Source organism: Bacillus sp. ISL-55, from assembly GCF_018613155.1.
GTDB lineage: Bacteria > Bacillota > Bacilli > Bacillales > Cytobacillaceae > Mesobacillus.
The window spans coordinates 166,106-187,488 of record NZ_JAGGQU010000006.1; the positions used below are offsets into that span (position 1 = coordinate 166,106).

General features: G+C 43.7%; 26 protein-coding genes and 1 pseudogene. 5 read left to right on the forward strand and 22 right to left on the reverse strand.

The annotated features are described in order from the left end of the window. Nucleotides 1-8 precede the first annotated feature (8 nt). The 5 genes from J7E32_RS03610 to J7E32_RS03630 form a co-directional block, all read right to left on the reverse strand. The gene (locus J7E32_RS03610) at nucleotides 9-668 is read right to left on the reverse strand and encodes a GntR family transcriptional regulator (RefSeq protein ID WP_214903689.1); all 660 of its coding nucleotides are present in this window, start codon (nucleotides 666-668) and stop codon (nucleotides 9-11) included. Continuing rightward, nucleotides 659-1,705, reverse strand: coding sequence for a ketopantoate reductase family protein (locus J7E32_RS03615; protein WP_214903691.1), 1,047 nt, complete (start codon nucleotides 1,703-1,705; stop codon nucleotides 659-661). Before J7E32_RS03615 ends, J7E32_RS03610 begins: the two co-directional genes overlap by 10 nt. Nucleotides 1,706-1,715: 10 nt before the next feature. After that, the gene (locus J7E32_RS03620; protein ID WP_286182649.1) at nucleotides 1,716-2,534 is read right to left on the reverse strand and encodes an SDR family NAD(P)-dependent oxidoreductase; all 819 of its coding nucleotides are present in this window, start codon (nucleotides 2,532-2,534) and stop codon (nucleotides 1,716-1,718) included. A gap of 454 nt (nucleotides 2,535-2,988) precedes the next feature. Further along, nucleotides 2,989-3,648: a hypothetical protein gene (locus tag J7E32_RS03625; protein WP_214903693.1), complete on the reverse strand. Its 660-nt coding sequence runs from the start codon at nucleotides 3,646-3,648 to the stop codon at nucleotides 2,989-2,991. Nucleotides 3,649-3,848: 200 nt separating this feature from the next. Next, nucleotides 3,849-4,259 carry a DUF4181 domain-containing protein gene (locus J7E32_RS03630; protein ID WP_214903695.1) on the reverse strand — a complete coding sequence of 137 codons (411 nt, stop codon included), beginning with the start codon at nucleotides 4,257-4,259 and terminating at the stop codon, nucleotides 3,849-3,851. A 160-nt stretch (nucleotides 4,260-4,419) separates the two neighbouring features. On the opposite strand from J7E32_RS03630, the gene J7E32_RS03635 reads away from it, so the two are divergent. Together J7E32_RS03635 and J7E32_RS03640 are read left to right on the forward strand one after the other, a co-directional pair. Continuing rightward, nucleotides 4,420-5,355 (forward strand): DMT family transporter, encoded by a 936-nt coding sequence (locus tag J7E32_RS03635; RefSeq protein ID WP_214903697.1) that lies wholly within the window; start codon nucleotides 4,420-4,422, stop codon nucleotides 5,353-5,355. Between the two features lie 12 nt (nucleotides 5,356-5,367). Continuing rightward, entirely contained in the window at nucleotides 5,368-6,303 is a 936-nt protein-coding gene (locus tag J7E32_RS03640; protein ID WP_214903699.1) for an acetamidase/formamidase family protein, read from the forward strand. Between the two features lie 64 nt (nucleotides 6,304-6,367). On the opposite strand, the gene J7E32_RS03645 is transcribed toward J7E32_RS03640, so the two are convergent. Beyond that, nucleotides 6,368-6,892, reverse strand: a complete 525-nt coding sequence (locus J7E32_RS03645) for a DinB family protein (protein WP_214903701.1) — start codon at nucleotides 6,890-6,892, stop codon at nucleotides 6,368-6,370. A gap of 149 nt (nucleotides 6,893-7,041) precedes the next feature. Between J7E32_RS03645 and J7E32_RS03650 the strand changes: the two genes are divergently transcribed. Continuing rightward, nucleotides 7,042-7,536, forward strand: coding sequence for an Asp-tRNA(Asn)/Glu-tRNA(Gln) amidotransferase subunit GatB (locus J7E32_RS03650; protein ID WP_214903703.1), 495 nt, complete (start codon nucleotides 7,042-7,044; stop codon nucleotides 7,534-7,536). 9 nt (nucleotides 7,537-7,545) lie between these two features. Here J7E32_RS03650 and J7E32_RS03655 read toward each other — a convergent pair whose 3' ends face one another. Both J7E32_RS03655 and J7E32_RS03660 read right to left on the reverse strand, forming a co-directional pair. Then, nucleotides 7,546-7,710 carry a hypothetical protein gene (locus J7E32_RS03655; protein ID WP_214903705.1) on the reverse strand — a complete coding sequence of 55 codons (165 nt, stop codon included), beginning with the start codon at nucleotides 7,708-7,710 and terminating at the stop codon, nucleotides 7,546-7,548. A gap of 107 nt (nucleotides 7,711-7,817) precedes the next feature. Then, complete coding sequence (locus J7E32_RS03660) at nucleotides 7,818-8,708, reverse strand: acyl-ACP desaturase (RefSeq protein WP_214903708.1); 891 nt, start codon at nucleotides 8,706-8,708, stop codon at nucleotides 7,818-7,820. Nucleotides 8,709-8,926: 218 nt separating this feature from the next. Here J7E32_RS03660 and J7E32_RS03665 point away from each other — a divergent pair, with 218 nt between their 5' ends. Both J7E32_RS03665 and J7E32_RS03670 read left to right on the forward strand, forming a co-directional pair. Then, on the forward strand, nucleotides 8,927-9,103 hold the full coding sequence (locus J7E32_RS03665; protein WP_214903711.1) for a hypothetical protein: 177 nt from the start codon (nucleotides 8,927-8,929) through the stop codon (nucleotides 9,101-9,103). A 15-nt stretch (nucleotides 9,104-9,118) separates the two neighbouring features. Further along, nucleotides 9,119-9,448, forward strand: a pseudogene (locus J7E32_RS03670) (redoxin domain-containing protein); the annotation flags it as partial. 107 nt (nucleotides 9,449-9,555) lie between these two features. On the opposite strand, the gene J7E32_RS03675 reads toward J7E32_RS03670, so the two are convergent. The 14 genes from J7E32_RS03675 to J7E32_RS03740 form a co-directional block, all read right to left on the reverse strand. Continuing rightward, nucleotides 9,556-9,918 (reverse strand): VOC family protein, encoded by a 363-nt coding sequence (locus tag J7E32_RS03675; protein ID WP_214903714.1) that lies wholly within the window; start codon nucleotides 9,916-9,918, stop codon nucleotides 9,556-9,558. Between the two features lie 110 nt (nucleotides 9,919-10,028). Next, nucleotides 10,029-10,226: a 4-oxalocrotonate tautomerase gene (locus tag J7E32_RS03680; protein ID WP_214903717.1), complete on the reverse strand. Its 198-nt coding sequence runs from the start codon at nucleotides 10,224-10,226 to the stop codon at nucleotides 10,029-10,031. Nucleotides 10,227-10,278: 52 nt separating this feature from the next. After that, nucleotides 10,279-11,559: a TRAP transporter large permease gene (locus J7E32_RS03685; protein WP_214903720.1), complete on the reverse strand. Its 1,281-nt coding sequence runs from the start codon at nucleotides 11,557-11,559 to the stop codon at nucleotides 10,279-10,281. Further along, nucleotides 11,559-12,086, reverse strand: coding sequence for a TRAP transporter small permease (locus tag J7E32_RS03690; protein WP_214903722.1), 528 nt, complete (start codon nucleotides 12,084-12,086; stop codon nucleotides 11,559-11,561). Before J7E32_RS03690 ends, J7E32_RS03685 begins: the two co-directional genes overlap by 1 nt. An 18-nt stretch (nucleotides 12,087-12,104) precedes the next feature. Further along, nucleotides 12,105-13,118: a TRAP transporter substrate-binding protein gene (locus J7E32_RS03695; RefSeq protein ID WP_214903725.1), complete on the reverse strand. Its 1,014-nt coding sequence runs from the start codon at nucleotides 13,116-13,118 to the stop codon at nucleotides 12,105-12,107. A gap of 179 nt (nucleotides 13,119-13,297) precedes the next feature. Further along, nucleotides 13,298-14,095, reverse strand: coding sequence for a 2-keto-4-pentenoate hydratase (locus tag J7E32_RS03700; protein WP_214903738.1), 798 nt, complete (start codon nucleotides 14,093-14,095; stop codon nucleotides 13,298-13,300). A gap of 3 nt (nucleotides 14,096-14,098) precedes the next feature. Then, nucleotides 14,099-15,127, reverse strand: coding sequence for a 4-hydroxy-2-oxovalerate aldolase (dmpG, locus tag J7E32_RS03705; protein ID WP_214903817.1), 1,029 nt, complete (start codon nucleotides 15,125-15,127; stop codon nucleotides 14,099-14,101). 21 nt (nucleotides 15,128-15,148) lie between these two features. Continuing rightward, nucleotides 15,149-16,027 (reverse strand): acetaldehyde dehydrogenase (acetylating), encoded by an 879-nt coding sequence (locus J7E32_RS03710; RefSeq protein ID WP_214903741.1) that lies wholly within the window; start codon nucleotides 16,025-16,027, stop codon nucleotides 15,149-15,151. 12 nt (nucleotides 16,028-16,039) lie between these two features. Then, nucleotides 16,040-16,819: a 2-keto-4-pentenoate hydratase gene (locus J7E32_RS03715; protein ID WP_214903746.1), complete on the reverse strand. Its 780-nt coding sequence runs from the start codon at nucleotides 16,817-16,819 to the stop codon at nucleotides 16,040-16,042. 467 nt (nucleotides 16,820-17,286) lie between these two features. Then, a complete protein-coding gene (locus tag J7E32_RS03720) occupies nucleotides 17,287-18,747 on the reverse strand; it encodes an aldehyde dehydrogenase (RefSeq protein ID WP_214903749.1) in 1,461 nt (486 codons plus the stop codon). Further along, a complete protein-coding gene (locus J7E32_RS03725) occupies nucleotides 18,744-19,223 on the reverse strand; it encodes a RidA family protein (protein ID WP_214903752.1) in 480 nt (159 codons plus the stop codon). Before J7E32_RS03725 ends, J7E32_RS03720 begins: the two co-directional genes overlap by 4 nt. A gap of 4 nt (nucleotides 19,224-19,227) precedes the next feature. Continuing rightward, nucleotides 19,228-20,238, reverse strand: a complete 1,011-nt coding sequence (locus J7E32_RS03730; RefSeq protein WP_214903754.1) for an amidohydrolase family protein — start codon at nucleotides 20,236-20,238, stop codon at nucleotides 19,228-19,230. Beyond that, nucleotides 20,223-20,762, reverse strand: a complete 540-nt coding sequence (locus J7E32_RS03735; protein ID WP_023614432.1) for a 3-hydroxyanthranilate 3,4-dioxygenase — start codon at nucleotides 20,760-20,762, stop codon at nucleotides 20,223-20,225. Before J7E32_RS03735 ends, J7E32_RS03730 begins: the two co-directional genes overlap by 16 nt. A gap of 39 nt (nucleotides 20,763-20,801) precedes the next feature. Beyond that, nucleotides 20,802-21,359, reverse strand: coding sequence for an NADPH-dependent FMN reductase (locus tag J7E32_RS03740; protein ID WP_214903757.1), 558 nt, complete (start codon nucleotides 21,357-21,359; stop codon nucleotides 20,802-20,804). Nucleotides 21,360-21,383 lie beyond the last annotated feature (24 nt).

A 21,383-nucleotide genomic window follows, 5' to 3' on the forward strand; every position in this document is an offset into this window, starting at 1 on the left:
CACCACCTTTATATTGTCAGAAGGCCTTTTACCTCTTTTAGTTCGTTCAATGCGTGAACATAATGATCGGAAAACTCCCTGCTGACTCTATCTGCATCCTTTGACTTCAAAGCATCAAGCAATTTTCTGTGGTTTTCTACAACAAGCGCCGCTCTCGCAGGAAGCTTGTTGGCTACAGTCAAAAACATCGCTCCAACTTGTGTGTCCAATTGCTGATGCATGTGCATCAATCTTTTATGCCGGGAAGCACTGACGATCAAGCTATGAAAGTCTATATCACATCTTGCCTCCGTTTCTAAGTCCCTCTCATCCATGGCATTCTGGAATTCTTCCAGGAGCAGTTCAAGTCTGCCAAAATCTTTATCTATTAAATTGGGGATCGCGAGGCTTGCAGCTTTTGCTTCCAGCAAAGCCCTAAGTGTATATATTTCATAGGCATCCTGAGAAGAAAGTGTCGAAACATGAGTTCCCTTATTAGTTTCATGTTTAATTAACCCTTCATTTTGAAGTAATCTCAGAGCCTCTCTTATCGGGCCACGTGATATATTAAGACTTTCAGCAAGCTGGGCTTGGTTCACTTTTTCGCCAGGCTTCAATGATCCATTCAGAATCATTTTCCTAATGATTTTCGCTACATGATCAGATAGATTTTCATGGTTTAACTGCATATCTTTTCTCCGCTTTCGTATAGTCCTTTTAATTTATATAAGTGATCCCAATCCATTTGAGCTGAACCGGATTCTATCTCTTTGATAAAACTCACGAGCATTTCCGTCAACGGCATTGGTACTTGATGGGTTGCTCCCATATCTAAAATGGGGACTAACTGTGAATCAATTTCTGTTTTTCTTTTTCTGACAGCCAAGTCTCTCCAGATACCGCTTTTTGTTTTCTTGTTTGCCGCCATTCTTTGCGCGAGTTTTTCCAGCTGATTATCGAGCAGTTGCTGATCACGAGTTTCTCTAGGGTATACAAGCCCAGGGACCCAATCATCAAAACCGATTGGCTTGACTCCTTCCTTATCTGCAACCTCCAGTATTTCGGAGCAAAGTTCCATCAATGTTTCCCTAAGATCCATTTTTCTTACAACAGCCGCCATGGTTTCATCAACTAAAGCCGTTGCGTATAAAAGGCCAGCATAGGACATTTTCCCCCAGAGATAGCCCCAAATGTTATCCGTAACCTGGGCTGGCCCCCAGCATTCAAGAACCTTTTGCAAATCAGTGACTCGCTGGCTGATTTCCCCATCCAATTCACCAAGATAGAGCGCTGCAACTCCGCCATACAGGATCCTGCCCGGCTCCAAGTAATCTGCTGAAAAATTAACAAAGCAGCCAATCGTTTTATCTCTTCCTATCAAGCTGGCAATCTCGTTTTCGCATAACCCATTTTGGAAAGAAACAACTTTGGTTTCATCTCCAACAAGATGTATAAATGGTTTCAGAGCTTCTTTTGTATGCTGTGCCTTAACACAGAGGAACACCATATCCAGAACTGGCTTTTTTTTAACTAGTTGTTCGGGTGTATAGGCATCGCATTCAACGATAAAGGTTTCATCAGGCCCCTCGATTCTAAGACCGCGGCTATTCATGGCATCAACATGTTCCAAATCTTTATCGCAAAAAGTTACTTTGTTGCCCGCTCTCACAAGATGAGCTCCTAGCACACCGCCAATCGCGCCTGCACCAATCACTGTGATTTCCATTCGACTCCTCCTAAAAAAGTTGTTGTCCGCCATCCGCTGAAATGGTTTGGCCGCTCACATAGCTTGCAAAGTCTGAGGCGAAAAATAAAACCGGATGAGCAATATCTTCAGGTTCTCCAAGTCGCTTAACCGATATCGATTTGACCAGATTTGCTTGCTCCTCCATCGTCATTCTTTCCCACTGCTTCTTTGTTGACGGATTCGATATTACAAATCCAGGCGCTACGTTATTGACCGTTATTCCATAGGGACCAAGTTCTTGAGCCATTTGCCTTGTGAATCCAATCTGTCCAGCCTTTGCACTGGCATATGCCTGGATTCCAGTCAGACTTGTGCTGCGCCCTGCTCCACTTGAGATATTAATAATCCGTCCATAATTCTGCTTTTTCATGTAAGGCGCAACTTCCTTTGTCGTATAAAAAGCGGCGTCCAGATTAACAGCAAATATCTTTCTCCATTGATCAGGAGTTACTTCTTCTACTGGTTGATGAATTTGTCCACATACACCTCCAGCATTGTTTACCAATATATCGATCTTGTTAAATTTTTGGATCGTGGAATCCACTAACTGTTTCACACTTTCCACTTCTGTGATGTCGCATGTATATGTATCAAAACGGTTAGATTTTTTTTTCAGATTAAGCCATTCATTAAGTTCCGTTTTTACTTCTACAAGTTCTTGATCCAATATGTCTGTACCTATTACTGTTGCTCCATGCCTGAGAAATGCTTCGCAGATTCCTTTGCCAATGCCATGGGCTGCACCAGTAACCAGAACAACTTTTTCTGTAAAAATTGTCGACTGTAAACTGTTAACACTTTGAATCAAAATACCACCCCTTCGCTTGGTCCTTGATATTGGTAACACTATATAACAGGCTAAAAAGTTTGTAAAGACTATATTTAGAATATTTTTAATATTTAAAATATAAAACTATCCTCGAATAAAATTACAGATAGATATGGACAATCTTCTAATTATCCTGAGATATTTTTGTTATGGATTGAGTCCGATTACATCAGTAATTGAAGGGTTAAATTATTATTTTTATACACATATATGTATAAGAAATCAGGAGCTATTAGAAAAACAAATTTTATGGAACTTTTTTTACTAGCTTTCTATCTAAATAGGTAAATGGAAGTTGTACCATTGTACTCCATGCTGGCTAGCACCAATTGGTTCCCTTAAAAGTTGCGCCAGCAAACGACATTTTCCATCTTTTTTTGCATAATAAAAGCACACATTCTGCAACTGAATGTGTGCTAAGTTTTATTGATCCTCACAACTTCCTAACTTTCCCCTTATCTTTAATCATTACATTAACCTCCCAGGCTTCCCCGCTCATTGATTCTACTTCTAATTGGGATAGATCGATCTCGGTTTCAATGGTTACTATTTCTCTCTCTTTCCCATTTAGGATTACATTATATGGACCTCCTTCATTCATCAGGGAAAGCAGTGGTGTTTCACCTTCGAATAGGTATTTTTCATAGAATTTAATGTTGAATTGGACGGGTCCATTATTGTAATTTTCGAATGGCAGATCGCATGAAGCGGACAATGTGGTATCATTTTTCATTTCGAAGGTGCAGTGGCTGTTTTCCCGGTCATAGTGAACAGCATTAATACCTGAGGCCAGGGTTTTTTGGTAGGCACTGACAAGTTCCAGAGGAAGGAAGAACGCAAGCAAAATGGCAATTAAGACCATTCTGTTATGATACATTTTGAGTGACCGCCCAAGGAAATAAAGACTGATAATTAGAAGAGTCAATGAAGTAATCCCAACATAATGCAGCCCGTTGATTGACTTTAGAGGTATGTTCAACGCTGAGAAAACATCCTGCCCGACTGGATATTCATGAGGAAAAGGAAAATTCAATGCCATAGAAAAAAGAAACAGAATAATAGCAATGACAAAGTTTCGTTTACTTTTTATCATAAAGAACTACCACCAATCTAAAAATCTATTCTTCTATTTTGCTATCGCCACGCACTTTCTTTCCCTCTTGAAGACCTAATGGACTAAATGTATAGATATATTCGCTCTTTTCACTCTTTTTGACACCTTCAAAGGTACCTTATTCGAAAAAATTATAATTACTGGGGTCCATAATCATGACCTTAAACCATTCCTTGTTTTTACAGAAATAGTCTATTCAACACATCAAATTGAATGATCCCCAGTACAATCAAAATAAGAATGACGCCTTCTCCAAGTGACAGGATTGATTGCTTAGGATCAGCAGTATATTTCCATTCAAAGAATGCCCGGACAAAGCTTTCCGATGATATGATCAAGGTCATGATGAAAAGTAACAGATTCACTGAAAAGTCATGGAAGTATACCCGATACATGAAAATCAAATAAAAAGTTGCTGCCGTAATTCTGACCATCCAATCTACAATGCGGTGAGTACGATTAATATGATTATAGGAAAATATTTTCTTTTTCACTTTTTTTATATTAAACACTTTCCTTAAAACAAACTTAGATGATGCTACTATGGCAAGGATCGATACAATAAGAAAAAAGAATTCAAGCCATGGCATGTAATCACTCCCTTCTATACTATTTTACCATTTTGTCCCAACTATTTGTACCTCCTACCGTAAAGTTTCTTTTTTGCATGTATTTTCAAAAAACTATTTCGCTTTTCGAAAAAGATGCTACAATACTATTTAAATAATTTAAAAGATTGAAGGGAATGCAATGGACAAAAAATTATTGGTTACATATGGAATGCTAACTTTTGCGACGGCAACCTGGGGCAGTGCATTCATTGCGGGTAAATTTGCTGTAGAAAGCTTTGAACCAGCAACGGTAGCGTTCTTCCGGTTTTTTGGAGCAGTGATTCTCCTTTTCCCACTGATGTTCCTGATGGAGAAAAATATTAAGAAACCTAATCTGAAGGATATTGGCTTGTTCGCGGTCCTCGGACTGACAGGCATTGCGCTGTATAACATTTTCTTTTTCCTGGCCAGCAAGCATGCACCGGTGATCAAAAGCTCGCTATTCATCGCCTCCAATCCGGTCTTGATTGTGCTTTTATCGGCTTTGTTTTTAAAAGAAACAATCACACGGAATAATGTTATTGGATTGGCAATCGCCCTGTCAGGAGCCTTTTTCATCATTACCGAAGGACATCTGCTGAGCTTGTTCAAGCTTGGATTTGAACCAATTGACTTTGTACTTATGGGCGCAGTCGTTAGCTGGGCATTATACAGTGTCGTTGGGAAAGTTGTTTTGAAAAAGTTCAGTTCGGTCGAGTCTACCACCTATGCCGTCGCTTTCGGCACCCTTTTCCTGATGCCCTTTGCCCTTGCAGAAACATCATGGCAGGATGTTCAGCAGGCAACTGGTACCACCTGGTTTGCGATTATTCATATGAGCGTTTTGGTTACGGTTGTCTCGTTCGTCATGTACTACAACGGAATCAAAGAAGTTGGCGCCGCGAAGGCATCGATTTTCATCAATGTGATGCCAGTATCTGCTGTAATAATGGCTACCCTGTTTTTAGGTGAAAATTTTACAGTCGCTCATGCAATCGGAGCTGCTCTCGTATTATCAGGAGTATATATTGGAACGAACCCGAGGCTTTTTAAAAGAAAACCTAAAGCTGAGATTGTTAAAAATGAAATCGCATAAGGAGTTGCAGCTATGATCCATAAAATTCAACTGAAATCCGAAAACCTTCACGGTTCTTTTAGCAATGAATATAAACCCGTTCTTAAAGTGGATTCAGGAGACAGCGTTCGCATGCAAACGCCCGATATTGAATGGGGCTACTCTGAATCAAAAGGCAATGAGAGACAATTTTTCACGTCTGCCGTAAAAGAAGAGACTCCACTCCACCCGATGATCGGGCCGATTGAAGTTAACGGAGCAAAAGCCGGAATGGTTCTTGAAGTAAAATTGAACGATGTCGTACCAGGATGGTATGGCACAAATTGGGCAGGCGGCAAGAAGAGCTGGCAAAATGATGCAGTAGGTCTAACAGGGTCTGAGAGAATTCGCCTTGATTGGGAATTGGACAGTGACACAATGACAGCTAGAACGGAAGTTGGTTCTCGTTCATTAAATGTTGCGCTCAATCCATTCATCGGCTTGATGGGAGTCGCACCAGCAGAACTAGGTGTACATCATACATCTCCTCCACGCTATTGCGGCGGAAATATCGACTGTAAAGAGCTAAAAAGAGGCAGCACATTGTATCTGCCTATTTCAGTTGATGGGGCATTGTTTTCAATTGGTGATGGACACGCTGCGCAAGGGGACGGAGAAGTTTCCGGCACGGCCATTGAGTGCCCAATGGACTTAGTCGATATCACCCTGACTGTCAGAGAGGATCTTCAATTGAAAATGCCGCGGGCAAACACACCAGCGGGATGGCTTACCTTTGGCTTTAATGAAGACTTGAATCTTGCTGCCGGACAGGCACTGGATGAAATGGTTTCACTTTTGCGAGAACTTCATGGGATGGAACGTGCAGAGGCTCTTGCACTGGCCAGTATGACAGTCGATTTGAGAGTTACCCAGGTAGTAAACGGGGTTAAAGGTGTGCATGCCGTGTTGCCGCACGGTGCGATAAGATAAAGAAGAGCCCCTGTGAAATTCGCAGGGGTTTAATTTTGAGCGCTTAGAAATGAATACTTACAAATTATTTTTTCAAAATCCCCAGATAACTTTTCCATGGACCAACTTCTTGTGTATACCTTTTCGCTAAAACTCTGGTTATTTGCGATAAATGCGTTAAGTCATGTACTGCCCATGTAGCGATTAGTTGTCTTGCCTCTACTTCCCCGTATTCCGGATGGATTCCCGTCAAAACAAACTGCTTATCATCAACGATCAGTTCCTTCAGGTTCTTGATATTTTCCTTCCTCAAGGAAGTAAATTCACTAAGCTTTTCCTCAATTGTCAGATGCGCATAGTCCTTTAAATGTGAAAAACGATCGAAAGCAGGGAAATTTCTATCATCTGTTTTCGCCAACATGATTTTAAGTCTTGGGATCCAATTGTATTTTTCACCGTCGACGAGATGTCCGATTACTTCGGAAGGATTCCAAGTTCCCTCCCCTTCATTGCTGGAAATCCAGCCTTCTGATAATCCTGATAACAAAGCCTCCAAAGTTCCAGGCGTCCGTTCCAGGATTTCGATTGCATCATTCATGTTAAACACCATTTTTTACACCTGCCTTTTCGATATAAATCCATTTTATTTTCAGATGAGGATTTGTATGTAACACAATGTCACACTTCTGTTCTTTTTCTGAAAAAATTCAATGGTATGATAGATTTGTCTGATTATTTTTATATAAGAGAGGCAATTAGATGCTGACAATCAAAGAGGCTGCAGAACAGTTAACTTCATACGGAATAGATGCTGATGATCAAGATGTTTTGATGTGGATTGAAAAAGGACTTTTAAAAGCCGAACAGGCTAATAGAAGAAATGCTTCGTACAAAATTCATCCTAAAGACCTGACAGACTTCATTATCCAAAAACATAACGACAGTTTCACCGCACAGCTGGAAAGTTCTAAACGGGAGAATAACTTGCTTAATGAACAGGTGGAATTGCTGACCACACGATTACATATTGAGCAATCCAAGGTAAGGACGCTGAAAAAAATGCTGAATGCACAAATCGAAGCATCAGGCACTGACCCTTCGCAAATGGAAGAAATGTTAGGTCTAAAACAAAATACAGATGGCCAGGTGCTTAGAAAAGAATTCAAGAAAATCCTCAAAGCCCTCCATCCCGACCGCGGTGGCGATGAAAGGCTGTTCAAGGTATTTAACGAACATTACGCGAATTTAAAGTAATGGAATCCTTTATTGATTCTTTCTTTTCGTAATATAAAAATAGGAGCTTGCACCCATTAACATCCCGCCTAAAACGCCAATAGCTGCTCCAACAGCGGTCCATTTAGTAGATAAATAGATGCCTGCCATATACATGATTAAGCCTCCGGTAAATAGTAGCATTCCCTTATACATAAAAGCTCCTTTTTACAAGTTTTCCATAAACTATTCTGCAAAAATTGGAAAATACCTTTAGGAAATAAAAATGGAACCAGAAATCAACAATGCTGGTTCCATTTTTTCTATTTATTTTTATAAAACCTCTCCCTGACCCTTTTCAAGCGCGCATGGTAATTCAAAATGTCCAGTCGTGCTTTTTCCGCTTCAGGTGCGATCGGCCTGAGGTTCTCGATATCCCAATAGTCAACGATGACATCGAGGACTTGATCGAAATATTCCAGTGGACCGTAATTCGCCTCTTTAGCTATGATGGCCATCCGGTCTTCAAAATCTGGCATGACGGCACCTGGCATTTTAAAGTTCATGATGACATTGCCCAAGTAGTAGCAATAATTAGGTTCTAATTCCAGGTGGTATTTGATGACATCTCGATAAAATGCGTAGTGAAGCGTCTCATCCTTTGCAAGGCGGCGGAGAAGCGTGGCCAATTCCCGATCATGCGGACCCGCCACCTTCGCGACATTATTGTAAAACACCATCGTCGCCAGCTCTTGCATCGAGGTGTAGACCATCGTCTCAAATGGCGTATGAAAATCAGGATCCCAGCCATTCTCCAATGTCATTTTATGTAATTGATGTAGTCGCATCGGTTCAACATTTCTGGTTATTAACAGATACGTTTCCAGCAAATTTGAGTGCTGGTCCTCTTCTGCCGTCCATGTATGGACAAAATCTTTGATGACCGATAATGACCCTTTAAATGTTTGATCCAGATAAGAAGTAAACCATGGGAGGTTCACCTCGGTTAACAGCGCTGTTTCAACTGCAGTGATTACTGGTGCTGGCAGTGTAATCTGGCTTTCATCCCATGGCACTCGCTTGAAATCCATTGCTTTATCCCATGGCAAAAATTCATGATAACCCCAATCGATTTTTTCAGCACGCTTCTTATGCTCCTCGTAAAGTTCTCTAATCCTTGGCTCGAGTCGAAAATCCAGGTGGTTCGTCAGCAATGCAGTCCCTCCAAATTAAATACTAGATATTATGACCTGTTACTAATTATAATTTTAACATATTTTCTGAATTTTAACTAAATGGGAAGGCTCTTTTTAATTAAAAATAGGAATTTAGGAGGAAGGAGTTGTCCATTCGCTACAAATTCTCCATAAATGGTATAATGAGTTTTCAGCAAAACAATATATACTGAAGAAAATACATAAGGAGGTGCACCGTGAAGAAACTAGGTTTTTTAATGATGTTACTGATGATAGGAGCTTTCCTAAGCGGCTGTTCTGAAGATAAATCTGAATCAACTGGCCTTTCCCTGCCTGATGAAAACGGTGAGGAAGTATCCTTTGAAAATATGGAAGAGCCTGCGCTGGTATTCTTTTTTACAGGAGTTGGTTGAGACTTCTGTAAATCGCAGCTGGTCGAGCTGCAGAGCCGGAAAGATTCATTCAGCCAGTTTCCAGGAAACATATACGCAGTAAGCGCATCGTCTGTAAAGGAACATAAAGCGATGAAAGAAGAGTTGGGACTTGATTATCCAGTCATCTCTGATGAGAAACTGAAATTGATCAAGAAAACAAACATGTTGGACCCTGAGTCTCCAATAGCAGTTAGAGGCTTTGCTGTTCTTGATAAAGACGGCACAGTCCTTCATTCCCAGGAAATCGATACATTCGGCATAGAAGCGGAAGGAATTCTTCCATACGCTGCGGATATTGCAAATGGTGAGAAACCAACTGAATAAATGCGAAAGAACCACCTATTGTGAAGGTGGTTCTTCTATTTGTTCATTACGGGGTTACCTCTATCAAGAACAGATCGGAAACCTCCAACTTATGGAGCCTCGAAATATTACTTAAAATTCGAAAACTCAACAAGCTCGAGTTTGTTGCCGAACGGATCTTCAATCACATTATACCTTCCCGGCGGGCACGGTCTGGATTCGTCAAACAGAATTTTCACACCCTTACCGCGAAGAATATCAACATCTTCATCGATATTCTCAGAGAGGATTCCCAATAAAACCTTCTGGCCAATGGATGTACTATCTTCATCTGATTTTTCCAATACAATTGGGATCTCGTTATGTACTAATGACACAATATTTTCGCCATATTGCCTTAACACCTCAAAATCCAGCACCTTACTATAGAATTCAAGTGTTTTTTCCATGTCCCCAACCTTAATCGTTATTACACAAACACTGTTTAACAATACAATCACTCCTTTTTTCCTATCACAAGTCGCAATCTAACATTCTTAACTATTCGCTTTTGTAAATCAAAACCCTTTAATTAATCCCCTAAAAAATCCCAACTCTTTTTTCAGAGTTGGGATTTTATCTCGTCCTTCGTAACTCCGCCAACGCCCCAGTACTTATCAGGCACCGTCTGGACTATCACTCGTACTTGCTCAGGTTTCACTTCCAGCGTTCGGACCGCGGTTTCAGTTATTCCGGCAATCAATTCTTTTATTTTCTCATCACTTCGACCTTCAAGAACTTGTACCTGAATAATCGGCATAGCAACAACTCCCTTATCGACAAATTTCGGGTGGTGACAGGCACCGCCCGAATTAGAATCCTAGCAATCGTGGTATGAACAAAGTTGTTTGTTCCCAGTAGGTGACGATGAAGAGCATGGCGATTCCGATTAAAAGCATTGGTGTAACGGCTTTGATCAAGCGCTCGAATTTCACTTCGGCGATGGAGGACACGATGAACAGTCCTGTTCCAACTGGCGGTGTCAACAACCCGATTGTCAGGTTGATACAGATAATCACGCCGAAATGGATTGGATCGATATTGAACCCTGTAACCAAAGGCATCAACACTGGAACAAGGATAATCAGAGCCGCGATTCCATCTAGCAATGTCCCGATTAGTAACAAGAAAATGTTAACAAGCAGCAGGAATACAAACGGGTTATCCGAAATGGACAGCATCGAGTTCGCAATCAATTGCGGGATTTGTTCAAAAGCAATCAGCCAGCCGAACAAATTAGCCATTGCAATCAAAAAGGTTACTGTAGCCGTCCCAATTACTGTGTTCACCAAAATCTTCGACAAGCTCTTCCACTTCAATTCTTTGTAAAAAAACATGCCGACTATGAATGCAATCACACTAGCGACTGCAGCCGATTCTGTTGCTGTGAAAGCCCCGCTTAAAATCCCGACAGTAATGACAAATGGAACCAAAATAGCCGGCAGTACCTTCAGAAAAGAGTTAAAAATAGCGCTTAAGCTGGCTCTTTCACTGCGCGGGAAATTATGCTTATATCCCAAATAGGCGATTAAAGAGACAAAACCGACACCAAAAATCGTCCCTGGAATAATCCCGGCCATGAACAAACCGCCAATCGACGTTCCAGACAAAGTTCCATAAATGATGAAAATCATGCTCGGTGGAATGATCGGCGCAACGATAGAGCTTGCGAGTGTCAAAGCCGATGAAAATTCCCGGCTATAACCCTCTTTTTCCATCTCAGGTACCATCACCTTGCTCATCATCGCAGCCTGGGCATTCGCCGATCCAAGAATCGAAGCAAGGAACATATTGGCGATAACCGTTACATAAGCAAGCCCGCCGCGGACATGACCGACTAGCATTCTTGCAAATACTACAAGCCTGTTGGTGATCCCGCCACTATTCATCAACTCACCTGTCAGCATGAATAACGGAATCGCTAACAACCCGAAGTTCTCCATCCCTGAATACAGCCGCTGGGGAGTCGATTCGAGCAGCATGGTATTGCCAGTCACCAAGAAGTAAACGATTGTTGTCATTCCAAGCACAAGCGAGATAGGTATCCCCATTAACAGAAAGACTATGAATGCTAAAATAACCAGTGCCATCATTATTCTTCACTCTCCTTTGCAGCAGCATGGAGATTTGTTGGAATTTCACGATCAATATGCTGATTTTGCATGATATCAAACAAATTACTGATTAAATGAATCGTCGCGAACAGCAACCCAATCGGCAGGATTGCATAAGGAATCCACATTGGAAGCAAAATCGCACTCGACCTTTGGATTGCTACAGATGATGATGTAATCCAGGTAAAACAATAGAATAATAGAATCGCCATGAATAAGAGCATAAAAATATGAGCAAGTACAGCCACCCATTTATTAATTTTCTCTGGCAGATAATCTGTAATCAGCGTTACAGATGCCTGAGTCTTATATTTCAAGCCGAGACTGCCACCGATGAACGTTATGTAAATCAACAAGAAAATCGATACCTCTCCAGCCCAGAATAAAGGGTTATTGAATACATATCGAAAAACAACGGCAGCCGCTACAATCACAGCCATTGCAAACATGAGGATAATAGCCAGTTTCTTTTCGAAACTGGCTACCATATTGCTAACGTATTTCACGCATTTCCCTCCAATAGGTTATTTGCGGAATGTGTCGATGAATTCCTGGATCAGCGGATCTGTTGGTCCATACTTTTCATCGAACTGCTTGATATATGGTTCAAACAACTTCTGGTCGATTTCATAGATCTTCATCCCAGTATCGCTTAGCGTCTTTTTGAATTCTTCTTCCTGGGATGCACGTGTGTTAGCTGAATAATCAGCTGCAGCCTTGATGGCGTCATCAATGATTTTCTTATCAGCATCAGATAACTTCTCGTACTTATCTTTGTTCATGATCGCTACTGATGGCCATACCATATGATTCGTTACCGCACCATACTTGGCAACTTCATGATACTTGTTCGTAATCGTTGCATCCAGGTCCATATCCATTCCATCGATTACCCCAGTTTGAACAGCGGCGTATACTTCCGGCAATGGCAATGATTCAGGAGAAGCTCCCAGTGATTTATAAAAGTCCTGAAGCGGCGGGCTTGGCGTAACACGGAATGCTAATCCCTTCATATCTTCAGGCTTCTTTACTTCCTTATCCTTGAACAACATGACACGGTTCCCGGCGAACAGGTAATCAAGTCCTTTAAGCCCCTGGTCGTCAAGGGTAGCCAAAATCTTTTTCGCAATTTCAGTATCGCGTGCTGCGTTCGTCTCTTTTAAATCTTCAAAAGCATATGGAGCAAACCAGGCAGTAAACGCAGGAGCACGTGAACTCATATAGGCAGCCGTAATCAATCCGAAATCTACTGAACCAGAAGAGATTTGCTGAACCATATCAGCTTCACTTCCAAGCTGGCTTGCAGGGTAGATTTCCACTGTCATTCGGCCATCCGAGTTCTTTTCCAGTTCTTCCTTGAATTTTTCAGCGGCTTTATGCCACATATGGTCCGTTGGGGTTATGTGCGCAAGCTTGAATGAGTATTTCTCACCAGATCCTGCCGCAGGCTTTGCATCGGTATCATTCCCACAAGCAGCAGCAGTCAACACGAGCATAAAAATTAATAGTGTCAGACTAAATTTTCTTAAACCAATCATTTGTCGCACCCCATTTTTTTTTTGTAAACGCTCTCATAAAAGCTTCCCAAGCTGTCTCTAACTGTGATTATAATCACTTTTTCATAGTGAAAGTGTAAAGTGCTTAACATAGAACGTAAATTTTATCTTTATATTTTGAATATTCCAAAAGTCCAAAAGAAGGCACTTAGTCATAAAAACTAAGTGCTTGATTTGCATGTGAAAGAAACGCTGCCCAATTCGGCGAATTGCACAAGTACATTGTCATTTGGTTCAAAGGCAATCGCCTCAGATACCGCTCCGCTCAGGATGACGTCTCCCTTTTTGATCCCTTTCCCAACCTCACCAAGTTTATTGACTGCCCATGCGACTGATGTTGCCGGATGTCCCAGGACTGCAGCACTTGAGCCAGTTTGGACAACCTGGCCGTTTTTCGACATCACCATACCCAGCTGCCCTAAATCAAGATCCCGAGGTGACATCCACTTGCTTCCGATCAGGAATTTTGAAGATGAACAGTTATCCGCAATGACATCAGCCAGAGTGAACTTGAAATTCAAATAGCGGCTGTCAATGATCTCGATTGCCGGTGCCACGAATTTTGTTACTTCCAAAACATCTTCCGCGGTTATGTTGGTTCCTTCCAAATCTTTATCGATGAAAAACGCAATTTCCGGCTCTGCTTTTGGGTGAATGAATTCTGTAAAATCAAGGTGTTCCCACTCCAGCGCCAGCATATCATCAGTCAGGTACCCATAAATCGCTTCATGGACTCCCATCATCTGCTGCTTCGCTTTACTCGTCAATCCAAGCTTCAGGCCAATTTTACGAGACCCATCCTGCTCGCGTCTCTGAATCAATTTTTCCTGGATCGAATACGCTTCGGAAAAGCTAAGCTCTGGATAACGGTCGGTCACCTTCACGACTTCGCGGCGTTCTTTTTCAGCAGAATATAAGTATTCCACGATTTCGAGGTCGACACCCTTCGTAATCGTCATATTTTACACCTCCAGTTTCCGGGCTTTGGCCAGTTCAGCAGCGACATCAAGGATCATATCCTCCTGGCCGCCGACTACCTTCCTCTTGCCCAACTCTATTAAAATATCTCTTGAATCGATTCCAAATCTCTGACCGGCTCTCTCAGCATGCAGCAAGAAACTCGAATAAACACCAGCATAGCCTAACACGAGACTACCTCTATTAATCTCCTGAGCTCTCGGAAGCATCGGCCCAACCGTATTCTCAGCGAGATCCATCATCTTATAAATATCGATTCCAAGATTGACTCCCATTCGGTCCAATACGGATAAAAGAACCTCTGTTTGCGCATTACCAGCGCCAGCGCCAAGACAGCGGATGCTTCCATCAATCCTTGTTGCTCCTTCTTCAATTGCCGTCAGCGTATTTGCGACTGCTAATGAAAGATTGTTATGGGCGTGGAATCCTACTTCAATAGACAATGAATCTCTCAAAGCTGCAATCTTTTCTTTTACTTCATGCGGTAAAAGAGCACCGGCCGAATCGGTTACATAGACAGCCTGTGCCCCATAACTCTCCATCAGCTTCGCCTGCTCTACCAATTTTTCAGTAGGTGCCATATGGGCCATCATCAGAAAGCCAAGCGTTTCCATTCCTAACTCACGCGCCATGCTGATATGCTGCGCTGAAACATCAGCTTCGGTTACATGAGTGGCAACGCGGACAAGACTAGCGCCGATTTGGTTGGCTTGCTTCAGTTCATGGACCGTCCCAATTCCTGGTAAAAGCAGCACCGCTACCTTTGAGTTTTTACATTCGTCAACCGCTGCTTCAATCAATTTCATTTCATCGACGAGCGACTTTCCATACTGCAACGTCGACCCGCCCAATCCGTCTCCGTGGCTCACTTCGATATAGTGCATTCCCGCTTCATCAAGTTCACGCGCCACTCGGCGGACTTGAGCTTCTGTGTATTGATGCTGCATGACATGGCTGCCGTCACGCAGGCAAACCTCTGTAATTTTGATAGGCTTATCACTTTTGCGCTTCAAAAATTCCACCCAGCCTTTCGCTTAGACACTCTGTTTTTCAAGCATATGGATCGCGAAGTCCTCTGCAACCCGCGTTGCTGCCGCTGTCATGATATCAAGGTTCCCAGCGTAAATCGGGAAGTAGTCCCCCGCACCCTCGACTTCAACAAAAACAGTCACTCTGTTTCCATCAAACAACGGCTCCTGCTTCAGCCTGTATCCTGGTACATATTCATTCACCGTTTTCACCATCTGCTCAATCGATTTTGTGATCACAGCTTCATCCATGTTTTTCACTTCGCAATAAATCGTATCCCGCATTAAAATCGGAGGCTCTGCCGGATTCAGAATAATTAGCGCCTTCCCTTTGTCGGCTCCACCTACTTCCTCAATTCCCCTACGAGTCGTGATCGTGAATTCATCGATGTTGGCACGAGTTCCCGGACCGGCACTCTTCGAAGAAATCGTTGCGACGATTTCTGCGTAACTGACATCAGCAACTGAATTGATTGCATGGACGATTGGAATCGTCGCCTGCCCTCCGCATGTAATCATGTTCACATTTTTTTCATTCAAATAGGCATCTGTTTTAACAGCCGGGGAGACAAATGGTCCCCTTGCCGCCGGAGTCAAGTCGATGGCCAGCTTTCCTAATTCTGCGAGAACTTTCGCATGCCTGACATGTGTTTTTGCCGAGGTTGCATCGAACACAATGTCGGCCATTCCAGGATTGTCTTTCAGTGCCTGAATTCCATTATCGAACGCCAGGTATCCTTTTTCTTTGGCCCGCTTTAGCCCGTGGGATTCAGGATCGATTCCGATCATTGCTGTCAGTTCAATGACTTCACTTCGTTCCAGCTTATACATAAGGTCGGTCCCAATATTGCCCGAACCGATGATTGCCGCCTTGATTTTCGCCATCTTGCACACCTCCTACTCAAAAGTCACTGACACGGAGCCGACCGGTCCAAACTGAGCAGAAACTCTATCGCCTTCCTGCACAGGAATTGCTGCCGAAAGCGCTCCTGGTAAAATCAGCTCGCCTGCCTTTAACGTAATCCCGAACTCATGAAGCTTGTTCGCAAGCCAGGCAATGGCATGAGCCGGATGGCCAAGAGCTGCTGCACCAGATCCAGTCGCCACCATTTCATTATTTTTGAAAAAAGTCATTCCAACACTCCGCAAGTCGATACCATTTATGTCTGTCATTTGATCTCCTACTACAACCATAGCGGAAGACCCATTATCAGCCACGGTATCAACAAGTCCAATCTTCCAATCGGCAATCCGGCTGTCGATGATCTCCAAAGTTGGCACTACATACTTCGTTGCCATCAGCACATCAAGGAAAGTGACATTCGGCCCCTTTAGGTCTTCTCCCAGCACGAAACCAATTTCCGCTTCGATTTTCGGGCTGAGAAAGCTGGACATCTTCACTGTGCCGCCATTTGACACTTTCATATCGTCAAGCAAATGGCCATAATCCGGCTCATCCACCCCAAGCATCTTTTGCATCGCCACACTCGTGAGGCCAACCTTTTTACCGATAACAGTACGCCCTTGTTCCAGCTTTCTTTTTAAAACTTCCAGCTGGACATTGTAGGCATCCGTTACATGAAGATTTTCGTACTGTGCAGTCAGCGGCGGTATGGGATTTTTAGTTTTTTCCGCTTCGAGGAGCGTTCCAGCTATCCTCTCTATTATTGCGTTCATGAAATCAACCTCCTTTTCTTTTATAAATTGTTACTAAATTCGTGATAATACCAATTGTTTTGGATTAAATACGAGCTACGCTGATTTTAATACCTGTTGGAACAGACATTTCGACGGTTGGCCGACTTTTATCGACGGTTGGAGCAAATATAACGACGATTGACCAACTTTTATCAACGGTTAGAGCGAATATATCAACGGTTGAGCATATTTTCCCGGTTTGACCTGATATATTTCCGCTTGATCGACTTATTTTTCCGGCCATAGAAGTTTTATTTCCGGTTGGCCGACTTATTTTATCGGTTGGAGCAAATATATCTCCGGTTGGTCAACTTTTATCTCCAGTTGGAGCAAGTATATCTCCAGTTGGTCAACTTTTATCTCCAGTTGCAGCAAATATATCTCCAGTTGGACCCTCAACTTTTATATCAGCTAAAAATCACTTCGAAAAAAAGTGACACTTCTCTTTAAAGCTTCATCGTAATCGTCTTGGCCTCTGTATAAAACTCGAAGCTGTGCCTGCCGCCTTCACGTCCGATGCCGCTTGCTTTCGATCCGCCAAATGGTGTGCGCAGGTCGCGATAATACCAGCAGTTGATCCACAACAAGCCGGAATTCACTTTTGCAGCCACACGATGGGCACGGCGCAGGTCATTTGTCCAGACAACTCCAGCCAGACCGTACATGGAATCATTTGCGATGCGCACAGCATCTTCTTCTGTTTTAAATGGAATCACGACCAGGACTGGGCCAAAAATTTCTTCCTGGGCCACGCGCATCTTGTTATCGACATCGTATAAAACAGTAGGCTCATAGAAGTTGCCCTCTCCAAGACTAGCAATTCGCTTCCCTCCTGTTGCGAGCTTGGCGCCCTCAGCCAATCCAATCTGTACATACTCATCAACGGTTTCCAGATGGCCCTTTGAAACAAGCGCTCCCATATCCGTCTCCTGATCAAGTGGGTTGCCGACTTTCAAAGCCTGAGCAGCTGCTACGAATTTTTCCATGAAACGATCGTAAATGCTCTCCTGAACCAGCAACCGCGATCCTGCAAGGCAAATCTCACCCTGGTTCCTGAAAATAGCTTCAATCGATCCTGCAACTGCTTCATCAAGATCCGCATCCTCAAACACGATATTGGCTGATTTGCCCCCAAGCTCCAGAGAAACGGGAATCAGCTGTGAAGCCGCGTTTTGCATGACCGTGCGGCCTGTCGTACTGTCACCGACAAAAGAAATTCTTCGTACTGATGGATTGCGCGTCATCTCTGTCCCCGCTGTACGTCCAGGACCCGTAATAATATTCAACACTCCTGGCGGCAATCCTGCTTCATTGGCAATTTCGCCAAGCATCACCGCGCTCAATGGTGTATACGATGCAGGCTTCACAACAACCGTATTGCCCGCAGCCATTGCGGCCGACGCCTTCCAGGTCATCTGCATGAACGGAAGGTTCCACGGAATGATCAAGCTAGTCACACCGGCAGGAGCATATTTAGAGTAAGACATATATCGAGACTGATCATAATGCTCATGATTAATGTAATTCGCCATTTCGGCAAAAAAGCGCAGGTTTGCTGCAGCGCGCGGGATATCAAAACCGCGGCTTTCCTTGATTGGTTTCCCCACATCAAGCGTCTCGACCATGGCCAATTCATCAACCTTTTCCATGACGAGTTCAGACATCCTGACCAAGATTTTTGTTCTCTCGGCAACTGGCATCTCGCTCCAGACGCCGCTTTCGAACGTCCTTTGTGCAACATCGATGGCATGCTTGGCATCCTCGACGCCTGCCTTAGCTACAGAGGCCAGCTTCTTGTTTGTCGATGGATCGATTGTGTCAAAGGTCTCACCGGACACCGCATCAATATATTCACCGTTAATAAATAGTTTTGCATCTTTTATAGCCTGTGGCTGAGCCAGATTCATCCTAATCCGCCCTCCTCATTCTCAACTTCAACGACCATTTCGACCTCAACCGCATTGTTCAAAGGCAGCTGCGCCATGCCGACAGCAGATCTCCCATGCTTCCCGCGCTCCCCGAACACCTGTACCAGCAAATCAGAAGCACCATTCATGACCTTAGGCTGGTCTGTAAAATCTGGCGAACTATTCACGAACCCAAGGACTTTCACCACCCGCTTCACCTTGCTTAGCTCGCCCAATTCCTGCTTCAGCACCGTCAGCAAATTCAGCATGCACTGCCTTGCCGCATCGTAGCCAACCTCAATCGTGACATCCTCGCCAAGCCGACCGCGGTATTCATTCGTTCCCTGGCCCGATGTAAAAATCAGGTTGCCAGTCCTTACACAGCTCACATAATTTCCTGCCGATTGCCGGGGAGCCGGCAAGGTCAGGCCTAACTCTTTCAATCGTTCTTCGGGTGTAACCAAGGCCTTTTCCATAAAATCAACTCCCCACCTTAACAGGAATATTCAAGAACCTGAGCGCGTTTTTACCGAGCATTGCTTCGGTCTGTTCCTTTGATAAGCCGACTGTATCGTCAATGACCTTTCCAGGAGGAACTTCCCTCAGCAAAAATGGATAATCAGATCCCATGATAATGCGCTCATGTCCGAAATTCTGCAGTAAATAATTCAGATTGACCGGCTCATTCACAAGCGAATCATAGTAAAATTGCTTCGCGTAATAACTTGGCGGCTTATCAAGCAATCGCAGATGCGGCCACACATTCCAGCCCTGATCCAACCTCGGCAGCAAATACGGCAGCGCACCGCCTCCATGAGCCAAACAGATTTTCAGCTTCGGGAACTTATCCATGATTCCGCCAAGGATCAAGCTTGCTCCAGCCAAGGCTGTTTCGCTCGGCATTCCAACAGTGTACATCAAGTTATGACGTGGCATCCGATCCTTTCCAAGTGTCTCCCAAGGATGGATGAACAAAGGAACTTCCCACTTTTCAGCCATTTCGAAGAATTCGATGAACTGAGGGTCATCGAGATTGACGCCATTTACATTCGTGCCAATTTCAATACCGCTCAGTCCAAGCTCATGCTTGCAGCGGTCCATTTCCCGGATTGCAACCTCAACATTTTGCAGCGGCACAGCACCCAGCCCGATGAATTTAGTTGGATACTGGCTAACCAGGTCAGCAATAAAGTCATTCTGGACCCTCGCCAAAATTTCCGCTTGCTCTGCCGGAGCCCAGTAAGAGAACGTGACAGGAATCGGTGAAAGAACCTGAATGTCGACTCCCTCCCGCTCCATATCCTTGATTCGCTTCTCGGCGTCCCACACCTGGTCGGTCACTTCACGGAACACCTTGCCGGCAATCATGATATTAGCGCCGCACGCACACGTCCGCTCAAGCGTCGGCCACTTCTCACCGCCGAATCGCTGTGTCAGCTCACTGAAATTCTCTGGAATGATATGCGTATGGAAGTCTACTCGCATTTCCATTCACTCGCTTCAGGCGGCATCATATGTCCACAGTTATCGCACTTGCGCAGTTCCTCATTTCCGTTAAAGCTGGCGATTGCTTCCTTAACCTGTTTTTCAATGTTTGTCAGCTGGATGGTCGCGCGGTGCATTTCATGGTCACACTCATCGCAGAACCAGACGAAATCTTCCAGTTCACCCTGCGCACGATTACGCTCAATAACAAGGCCAATTGTGTCAGCGACACGATGAGGAGAATGCGGCACATTCGCTGGAAGATGGAACATTTCTCCTTCCTTGACCTCGACTACCTCGCGCTTTCCTTCAGCATTGATAACCTCTACATAGCAGCTTCCCTGGATTTGGTAAAAAATCTCCTCCGACGGATCAACGTGGAAATCTCGTCTCTTGTTCGGTCCGCCCAATAGCATGACCATCAACTCAGCATCCTTCCAGATCACCTTGTTATTGACCGGCGGCTTAAGCTGGTCCCTGTTTTCCTCAATAAACTTCATAAGATTGATCGGAACAAATTGACTTTTCATCTCTAATCGTCTCCCTTCAATTCTTGTAAAATACTAAACTCACTCCGTAACCTTCGCCGCGCTGCCCTTCAAAGACTTATGCATATGAACGACTTCGTCAGCTAAACCTGAAATCCGCTTTAGCAAGTCTTCATCTACAATTTCATTTTCAGAATTAAAATGATCATAGTTCGCATACACATAGCTAGGTGCTACAAAGGCCCTAAAGTAACCGGCTATTGGCTTAAGCTGATTTTCAATCACCAGGAAATGCTGGTACGTTCCGCCATTTGCGACGAATCCCATCACTTTATTCCTGAATGCATCTGGGTGAATAAGGTCAAACAGATTTTTCAACACTCCTGGAATGGATCCCTGAAAAATAGGCGTCCCGATTACGTAAAAATCGGCAGACGATACTTTTTCAATCACCGCTCTCGTATCTGCTGAATATTTCTCCAGCGGGCGGCCATCACAGAACTCGACATCGTAATCCATCATATCGAGCATTTCCACCTCGATGTCCGGGTACTTCTTTTTCACATCATCCAGCACTTTACGGACAACGATGCCTGTTTTCGTGCCGATAATTGTGCCTGATATTCCAAGCAACTTCATGCACTGTCCCTCCTATTCTCGTAA